Origin of the sequence: Synechococcus sp. BA-120 BA3 (assembly GCF_034931285.1) — a bacterium.
Classification (GTDB): Bacteria; Cyanobacteriota; Cyanobacteriia; order PCC-6307; family Cyanobiaceae; genus Cyanobium.
Window position 1 is genome coordinate 1 of sequence record NZ_JAYGHZ010000056.1, and the last position, 8,010, is coordinate 8,010.

Below are 8,010 nucleotides of genomic sequence, written 5' to 3' on the forward strand. Positions count from 1 at the left end.
GGCTACACCGGTGAGGACGGCTTCGAGCTGCTGCTGGGCCGCGAGGCCGGCGTGGCGCTGTGGCAGCGGCTGCTGGCCGAAGGCGTCACCCCCTGCGGCCTCGGCGCCCGCGACACCCTGCGGCTGGAGGCGGCGATGCACCTCTACGGCAACGAGATGGATGCGGCCACCACCCCCCTGGAGGCGGGCCTGGGCTGGCTGGTGCACCTGGAGATGCCGGCCGACTTCATTGGCCGCGCCGCCCTCGAGCGCCAGACCGCCGAGGGGGTGGGGCGCAAGCTGGTGGGCCTCAAGCTGCAGGGCCGCGCCATCGCACGCCACGGCTACCCGGTGCTCCTCGATGGGGAGCCGGTGGGCGAGGTCACCAGCGGCACCTGGTCCCCAACGCTTGGGGAAGCGGTGGCCCTGGCCTATGTGCCGGCGGCGGCGGCGAAGCCCGGCACGGCGCTGGCGGTGGAGATCCGCGGGCGCGCCGAGCCGGCCGTGGTGGTGAAACGGCCCTTCTACCGGCGTGGCTGAGCACCCTGTGGGAAACTCACCGATTCGTTTCCACCAGGACCATGCGCAGCCACGGGTGCGGCGATCTGCGCAACGACGCCATCGGCGAGGCCGTCCAGCTGGGCGGCTGGGTTGACCGGCGCCGTGACCACGGCGGGGTGATCTTCATCGACCTGCGCGACCGCAGCGGCACCGTGCAGATCACGGTGGATCCCGACCTGGCCCCCGCCGCCTTCGCGGTGGCCGAGCGGCTGCGTAACGAGACGGTGCTGCGGGTGGAGGGCAAGGTGCGGGCCCGGCCGGCCGAGTCCCTCAACGAGCGCCTGGCCACCGGCGCCATCGAGGTGCTGGCGAGCGGCATCACGGTGCTCAACGAGGTGCGCGGCAACCTCCCCTTCCCGGTGTCGGTGCACGACGAGGAGAACACCCGCGAGGAACTGCGCCTGCGCCACCGCTACCTCGACCTGCGCCGCGAGCGCATGGGCCGCAACCTGCGCCTGCGCCATGCCACCGTCAAGGCCGCCCGTGGCTATCTGGAGGGGGAGGGCTTCATCGAGGTGGAGACCCCGGTGCTCACCCGCTCCACCCCCGAGGGCGCCCGCGACTATCTGGTGCCCAGCAGGGTCTGCGGCGGAGAGTGGTTCGCCCTGCCCCAGTCGCCCCAGCTGTTCAAGCAGCTGCTGATGGTGGGGGGCATCGAGCGGTACTACCAGGTGGCCCGCTGCTTCCGCGACGAGGACCTGCGGGCCGACCGCCAGCCGGAGTTCACCCAGCTGGACATGGAGATGAGCTTCATGGACCAGGAGGAGATCCTGGCCCTCAACGAGGGCCTGATCGCCGCCATCTGGAAGCAGGTGAAGGGCATCGAGCTGCCGCGGCCGTTCCCCCGCCTCACCTGGCACGAGGCGATGGCCCGCTACGGCACCGACCGGCCCGACACCCGCTACGGCATGGAGCTCACCGACGCCTCGGACATCGTCCGGGACATGGGCTTCAAGGTGTTCTCCGGCGCCGTGGCCGCCGGGGGCTCGGTGAAGTGCATCGCCGTGGCCGGCGGCAACGAGGCCGTCAGCAACGTGCGCATCAAGCCCGGTGGCGATGTGTTCAGCGAGGCCCAGAAGGCGGGGGCCGGCGGCCTGGCCTTCATCCGGGTGCGGGCCGGCGGCGAGATCGACACGATCGGCGCCATCAAGGACAACCTCACGGCCGAGAGGAAGGCGGAACTGCTGGAGCGCACCGGCGCCACGGAAGGCACCCTGCTGCTGTTCGGCGCCGGCGACACCGCCACCGTCAACAAGGCCCTCGACCGGGTGCGCCAGTACCTGGCCCGCGAACTTGGCCTGGTGCCGGCCGAGCGGGACAACGACCGGTGGAACTTCCTCTGGGTGGTGGATTTCCCGATGTTCGAGTTCAACGCCGGCGAGAACCGCCTCGAAGCCCTGCACCATCCCTTCTGCGCCCCCAACGCCGAGGATCTGGGCAGCGATCCGGCCGCCTGGGCAGAGAAGCTCCCCACGGCCCGCGCCCAGGCCTACGACCTGGTGCTCAACGGCCTGGAGCTGGGCGGCGGCTCCCTGCGCATCCACGATGCGGCCCTGCAGCGCCAGGTGCTGCAGACCATCGGCCTGCCGCTGGAGGAGGCCGAGCGCCAGTTCGGCTTCCTCATGGAGGCCCTGGACATGGGCGCCCCGCCCCACGGCGGCATCGCCTTCGGCATGGACCGGCTGGTGATGCTGCTGGCGGGCGAGGAGTCGATCCGCGACACGATCGCCTTCCCGAAAACCCAGCAGGCCCGCTGCCTGATGACCCAGGCCCCGGCCGATGTGGCGCCCAAGCAGCTGGAGGAGCTGCACGTGGCCAGCACCTGGAGCGACGAGGAGGGCTGAGGGGGCGCCGTCAGGGAGGGTTCCCCGGTTGGGGCTCCCCGGGAGCGATGGCGCCGAGCAGCTCGACACCCTGGTGGCCGGAGAAGCGCTGGTCGAAGCTCAGCACCGGCAGGGCTCCGGCCCGTGAGGCTCTGGCCAGGATCAGGTGGTCCGCCAGATCTCCCCCCTGCCGGAAGTTCTCCAGCGCATCGATCACCGCATCGATGTCCTCCACGACAACCCCCCGGGTGCGGACCAGACGTTCCAGCAGCCGATGGCGGGTGAGGCGATCCAGGGCGTAGCCCCGCAGCACCCAGCCCACTTCGGCGAGCACCACATCAGGCAGGAACACCCCGCCGGAGGCGATGGCCTCGAGGAAGGCCTGCTCGGCGACCGGGGTCTGCTGGGGGTCGTCGCCGATCAGCAGCCGCACCACCACGTTGGTGTCAAGGGTCCTCACGACCGACGGCGGCGGCGATGGCGCCATCCATGTCCGCCAGGCTCATCGACCGCTGAACGCTCGGCCGATGACGGAACAGATCCTCAGGCTCGTATTTCGAGGGCACCAGCACCAGCCGGCCCTGGCTGTCGATGCTGGCCTGCAGCCGGGCGCCGGTGGCCAGGCCGAGGGCCTCGCGCAGCGGCCTCGGGATGGTGAGCTGGCCCTTGGAGGTGAGGGTCACGGTGGTCATGACGGCACTGTAAGGGGATCGGCCTTACGCGGGCGGGCCACTCCCGCCGCGCCCTTGGCCATGATGCCGTCATAAAGCGGAGTCACTTCGTCTTAGAGTGAGGTCTCTCGCTCCCCTGCCATGGCCATCACCGCTCCCCCCATCGACATCGGCATCCCGGCGGACCAGCGCCAGCAGATCGCCGAGGGACTCGGCCGCGTCCTGGCCGACAGCACCGTGCTCTACGCCAAGACCCACGGCTTCCACTGGAACGTGACCGGACCGATGTTCAACACGCTCCACCTGATGTTCATGGACCAGTACACCGAGCTCTGGACCGCCCTCGACCTGATCGCCGAGCGCATCCGGGCCCTCGGTTTCCCCGCCCCCTACGGCGGCACCCTCTATGCCGGCCTCTCCTCGATCCCCGAGGCCGAAGGCGTCCCCGCCGCCCTGGCCATGGTGCGGGAGCTGGTGGAGGGCCATGAGGCCGTGGCCCGCACGATCCGCTCGGTGTTCACCATCGCCGACGAAGCCAGCGACCAGCCCACCGCCGACCTGCTCACCCAGCGGCTGCAGATCCACGAGAAGACCGCCTGGATGCTCCGGAGCCTCCTGGAGGGGTGAGCGTCAGCGGGGGCGGCCTGCGCCGGTCCGCGCCCACGGTGCGGGCAACGGCCGGCTTCGGCCGCCCCCGCTGACGCCCCCCCAGGAGGCTGGGCAAGGGGGCAAGGGGGCGCTGGGACAGAGGCCCCTGGGGGCGGTCGGACTGGAAGGGCTCGGTAGATTGGGGGATCAGCGCAGCCCCCGATGTCCGCACCGTCCGCCACGCGGGGCCATGCCGCGAAGTTCGTCTTCGTCACCGGCGGGGTGGTGTCCAGCATCGGCAAGGGCATCGTGGCGGCCAGCCTCGGGCGGCTGCTGAAATCCCGCGGCTACAGCGTCTCGATCCTGAAGCTGGATCCCTACCTCAACGTGGATCCGGGGACGATGAGTCCCTACCAGCACGGCGAGGTGTTCGTCACCGAGGACGGCGCCGAGACCGACCTCGACCTGGGCCACTACGAGCGCTTCACCGACACGGCCATGTCGCGCCTCAACAGCGTGACCACCGGTTCCATCTACCAGGCGGTGATCAACAAGGAACGCCGCGGCGACTACAACGGCGGCACCGTCCAGGTGATTCCCCACATCACCGGTGAGATCCGCGAGCGCATCCACCGGGTGGCGGCCAACAGCGGCGCCGACGTGGTGATCACGGAGATCGGCGGCACGGTGGGCGACATCGAGTCGCTGCCGTTCCTGGAGGCCATCCGCGAGTTCCGCGGTGACGTCGGCCGCCAGGATCTGGCCTACGTCCACGTCACCCTGCTGCCCTACATCGGCACCTCCGGCGAACTCAAGACCAAGCCCACCCAGCACTCGGTGAAGGAGCTGCGCTCGATCGGCATCCAGCCCGACGTGCTCGTCTGCCGCAGCGACCGCCCGATCAGCACCGACCTCAAGGCCAAGATCGGCGGCTTCTGCGGCGTGCCGGCGAGCGCCGTGATCCAGGCCCTCGATGCCGACAGCATCTACGCGGTGCCCCTGGCGATGGAGAGCGAGGGCCTCTGCCGCCAGGTGCTTGACGTCCTCTCCCTGGTCGACCACGACAGCGACATGGCGCGCTGGGCGGAGCTGGTGGAGAAGCTGCGCCACCCAGGCCCGGCGGTGAAGGTGGCCTTGGTGGGCAAGTACGTCCAGCTCAACGACGCCTACCTCTCGGTGGTGGAGGCCCTGCGCCATGCCTGCCTGGAGCGGGACGCCTCCCTTGATCTCCACTGGATCTGCGCCGAGCAGATCGAGAGCCAGGGCGCCGACGCCCTGCTGCGGGGCATGGATGCGGTGGTGGTGCCCGGCGGCTTCGGCCACCGCGGTGTCGACGGCAAGGTGGCGGCGATCCGCTGGGCGCGGGAGCAGCGGGTGCCGTTCCTGGGGCTCTGCCTGGGCATGCAGTGCGCCGTGATCGCGTGGGCCCGCCACCAGGCTGGCCTGGAGGGCGCCACCAGCGCCGAGCTGGATCCGGCCTCGCCGCACCCCGTCATCCACCTGCTCCCCGAGCAGCAGGACGTGGTCGACCTGGGCGGCACCATGCGCCTGGGCGTCTACCCCTGCCGGCTGACGGCGGGCACCATGGCCCAGCGCCTCTACGGCGAGGAGGTGGTCTACGAGCGCCACCGCCACCGCTACGAGTTCAACAACGCCTACCGCTCCCTGTTCCTGGAATCGGGCTACGAGATCAGCGGCACCTCCCCCGATGGGCGCCTGGTGGAGCTGATCGAGCTGAAGGACCACCCCTTCTTCACCGCCTGCCAGTACCACCCGGAGTTCCTCTCCCGCCCCGGCAAGCCCCATCCCCTGTTCCGGGGGCTGATCGAGGCGGCCCAGCAGCGGCTGCCCAGTTCCCCCAGCGAGGCCGTGGACCGTGTCGCCAGCCCCGTCCACGGCTGACGGCCCGGCGGTGGTGGAAACCTTCCACTCCCTGCAGGGGGAGGGGCTCCACGCCGGCCGCAGCGCCTTCTTCATCCGCCTGGCGGGCTGCGATGTGGGCTGCCCCTGGTGCGACACCAAGCACTCCTGGCCGCAGGCGGCCCATCCCTCGCGCCCCCTGGACGAACTGGCGGCCGAGGCCAGCGCCGCCGCCGGTGCCGGCGCCGCCTTCGTGGTGATCACCGGCGGCGAGCCCCTGCAGCAGCCCCTCGACCCCCTGTGTGCGGTCCTGGCGGCGACGGGCCTGCCGCTGCACCTGGAAACCAGCGGTGTGGGGCAGCCCAGCGGCCGCTTCGACTGGATCACCCTCTCGCCCAAGCCCCACCGTCCTCCGGCGGCCGAGCTTCTGGCCCGCTGCGATGAGCTCAAGGTGGTGGTGACGGGCCCGGCCGACCTGGACTTCGCCGAAGCCATGGCTGCTGAAGCGGTGCGCCTGCGCCCGACCACCGCCCCGGGCCCGGAGCGGCTGCTCCAGCCCGCCTGGGACGAGCCGGCCGCCCGGGAACTGGCGGTGGCCTACGTGCGTGCTCACCCCGCCTGGCGCCTGAGCCTGCAGAGCCACAAATGGCTGGGGGTGCGCTGAGGCCCCTGGGATGCGCCCCAACGCTGAAGCCTCAGAGGGCCTGGGCCGGCTGCTGCACCTTCTCGGCCTTCCAGAGCCGCCAGCGCAGCTGCAGATCCTTCGGGGTGTACACCACGATCGGCCGGCTGGCGTCGTAGGGCACCACGAAGGGCTTGCTGCCCATCGGGATGAACACCTTGCGTGTCGCCTGGCCGGGGGGGCAGGCCATCAGGGTCGACACCATCGGCCCCACATCGCTCACTGTGTACACGCTCACGCCCAGCCCCTTCACCTTGCTGGCGCGGAAGCGGCCGCGGAAGGCCTTCTGGTTGCAGTCGGCCTCCACCTCCCGGCCGGCGATCAGCTGCACCCGCCAGTCGCTCGGGTTGGGGGACAGGCGCGGATCGGCGGTGGGCGGCAGCACCCCCGGCAGCTGGATCACCCAGCGGGTCTGGGCGGCGGTGGGCTTGGGGTACGGGGTGAGATCGAGACGGGGGATGGCCCGGGCCGGTGCCACCGCGAGCGCCAGCAGGGACTGCAGGCTGACGATGACGCTGGCGGCGGCCGCGGCCGCCGTGTCGCGGCGCAGGGCATGGGCCATGGGGAACCTCGGTAGGGACCGGAATCCGGAGCCACCACCATGGCATCCGCCGTCACTGCCGATCACTCCGGCGCTGGGGCCGCTTCCACAATGGGGGGACCGTCGCCTTCGCCCGCCCCATCGCGCGCTCCCCTGCCACGCCCCCGCCGCCGCTCGCCATCGCCCTGCTCTCCGGCGGCCTCGATTCGGCCACCGCCGCAGCCCTGGCGATCGAGGCGGGCCACCGGGTGATCGGCCTCTCCTTCGACTACGGCCAGCGGCACCGGCGCGAGCTGGCCGCCGCCGCCGCGGTGGCGGAAGCCCTTGGGCTGGAGGAGCACCACGTGATCGCCGTCAACCTGGCGGCCTGGGGCGGCTCGGCCCTCACCGATCCGGCCATCCCCGTCCCCGACGGCGGCGTGGTCGAGGGGGTGATCCCCAGCACCTACGTGCCCGGCCGCAACACGGTGTTCATCGCCCTGGGGCTGAGCCTGGCCGAAGCCCGCGGCGCCACCAGCCTCGTGCTCGGGGTCAACGCCGTGGATTACTCCGGCTATCCCGACTGCCGCCCCGACTACCTGGCCGCCTTCCAAGGCCTGGCCGACCTGGCCACCAAGGCGGGGCGCGAGGGCCATGGGGCCCGCCTCTGGGCTCCCCTGGTGGCCTGGGACAAGGCCACCATCGTGCGCCAGGCCCTGCGGTTGGGGGTGCCGATCGCGGCCACCTGGAGCTGCTACAGCGGCGAGGATCTCCCCTGCGGCCGCTGTGACAGCTGCCGCATCCGTGACGCCGCCCTGATGGCCGCGGCCCGGCCCGACCTCACCAGTGCCGCCCTCCGCGCCGGAGCCGACTGTTGAGGAGCGACCCGCTTCCCTGGCTGGAGCCCCGGGCCCTCGCCGGGGTCCTGGCCCAGCGTTTTGGCCGGGACGGGATGGTGCTGCTTGACGGCGACGGCAGCCCCCTCGGCAGCCGTGGCGTGCTCGGGGTGGATCCGGTGGCCACGGTGTCGTGCCGTGGGCTGCCGGGCGACCCGGAGGCGGCCGACCCCTTCGACGTCCTGGCGGATCTGGAGCGCCAGGGGGGACCGTGGCTGGGCTGGCTCGGCTATGAGGCCGGAGCCTGGGTGGAGCCGGCCGAGCACTGGCAGGCCTCCGACATGGCCACCCTGTGGGCGGCCCGCCATGACCCCCTGATCCACTTCGACCGTGGCGAGGGGCGGCTGTGGCTGGAGGGCCGGGACCCGGCCCGGTTCGATGCCATGGCGCGGCTGCTGGAGGGTCCCGCCCCCGGGGCTGGCCCCTATAC

General features: G+C 71.8%; 9 protein-coding genes and 1 pseudogene. 7 read left to right on the plus strand and 3 right to left on the minus strand.

What is annotated here, in order from left to right:
* Together VB737_RS04105 and aspS are read left to right on the plus strand one after the other, a co-directional pair.
* The coding region (locus VB737_RS04105) for a glycine cleavage T C-terminal barrel domain-containing protein (protein ID WP_500311354.1) at positions 1-519 on the plus strand (519 nt) is incomplete at its 5' end.
* 41 nt (positions 520-560) lie between these two features.
* The gene (gene aspS, locus VB737_RS04110) at positions 561-2,384 is read left to right on the plus strand and encodes an aspartate--tRNA ligase (protein WP_500311356.1); all 1,824 of its coding nucleotides are present in this window, start codon (positions 561-563) and stop codon (positions 2,382-2,384) included.
* A gap of 10 nt (positions 2,385-2,394) precedes the next feature.
* Here aspS and VB737_RS04115 read toward each other — a convergent pair whose 3' ends face one another.
* Both VB737_RS04115 and VB737_RS04120 read right to left on the minus strand, forming a co-directional pair.
* A complete protein-coding gene (locus tag VB737_RS04115) occupies positions 2,395-2,823 on the minus strand; it encodes a type II toxin-antitoxin system VapC family toxin (protein ID WP_500311358.1) in 429 nt (142 codons plus the stop codon).
* Positions 2,810-3,055 carry an AbrB/MazE/SpoVT family DNA-binding domain-containing protein gene (locus VB737_RS04120; protein ID WP_500311360.1) on the minus strand — a complete coding sequence of 82 codons (246 nt, stop codon included), beginning with the start codon at positions 3,053-3,055 and terminating at the stop codon, positions 2,810-2,812. Before VB737_RS04120 ends, VB737_RS04115 begins: the two co-directional genes overlap by 14 nt.
* Before the next feature lie 120 nt (positions 3,056-3,175).
* Between VB737_RS04120 and VB737_RS04125 the strand changes: the two genes are divergently transcribed.
* From VB737_RS04125 to VB737_RS04135, 3 genes are all read left to right on the plus strand, one after another.
* Positions 3,176-3,661, plus strand: coding sequence for a Dps family protein (locus VB737_RS04125; protein ID WP_254944707.1), 486 nt, complete (start codon positions 3,176-3,178; stop codon positions 3,659-3,661).
* 183 nt (positions 3,662-3,844) lie between these two features.
* Positions 3,845-5,524: a CTP synthase gene (gene pyrG, locus VB737_RS04130; protein ID WP_500311363.1), complete on the plus strand. Its 1,680-nt coding sequence runs from the start codon at positions 3,845-3,847 to the stop codon at positions 5,522-5,524.
* Positions 5,499-6,146, plus strand: a complete 648-nt coding sequence (locus VB737_RS04135) for a 7-carboxy-7-deazaguanine synthase QueE (RefSeq protein WP_500311365.1) — start codon at positions 5,499-5,501, stop codon at positions 6,144-6,146. The genes pyrG and VB737_RS04135 overlap by 26 nt, the downstream gene beginning before the upstream one ends.
* 31 nt (positions 6,147-6,177) lie before the next feature.
* On the opposite strand, the gene VB737_RS04140 is transcribed toward VB737_RS04135, so the two are convergent.
* Complete coding sequence (locus VB737_RS04140) at positions 6,178-6,726, minus strand: ecotin family protein (RefSeq protein WP_500311367.1); 549 nt, start codon at positions 6,724-6,726, stop codon at positions 6,178-6,180.
* Positions 6,727-6,845: 119 nt separating this feature from the next.
* Between VB737_RS04140 and queC the strand changes: the two genes are divergently transcribed.
* Both queC and VB737_RS04150 read left to right on the plus strand, forming a co-directional pair.
* Positions 6,846-7,562 carry a 7-cyano-7-deazaguanine synthase QueC gene (gene queC, locus VB737_RS04145; protein WP_500311368.1) on the plus strand — a complete coding sequence of 239 codons (717 nt, stop codon included), beginning with the start codon at positions 6,846-6,848 and terminating at the stop codon, positions 7,560-7,562.
* A pseudogene (locus VB737_RS04150) lies at positions 7,559-8,010 on the plus strand (anthranilate synthase component I family protein); the annotation flags it as partial. The gene queC and the pseudogene VB737_RS04150, both read left to right, overlap by 4 nt.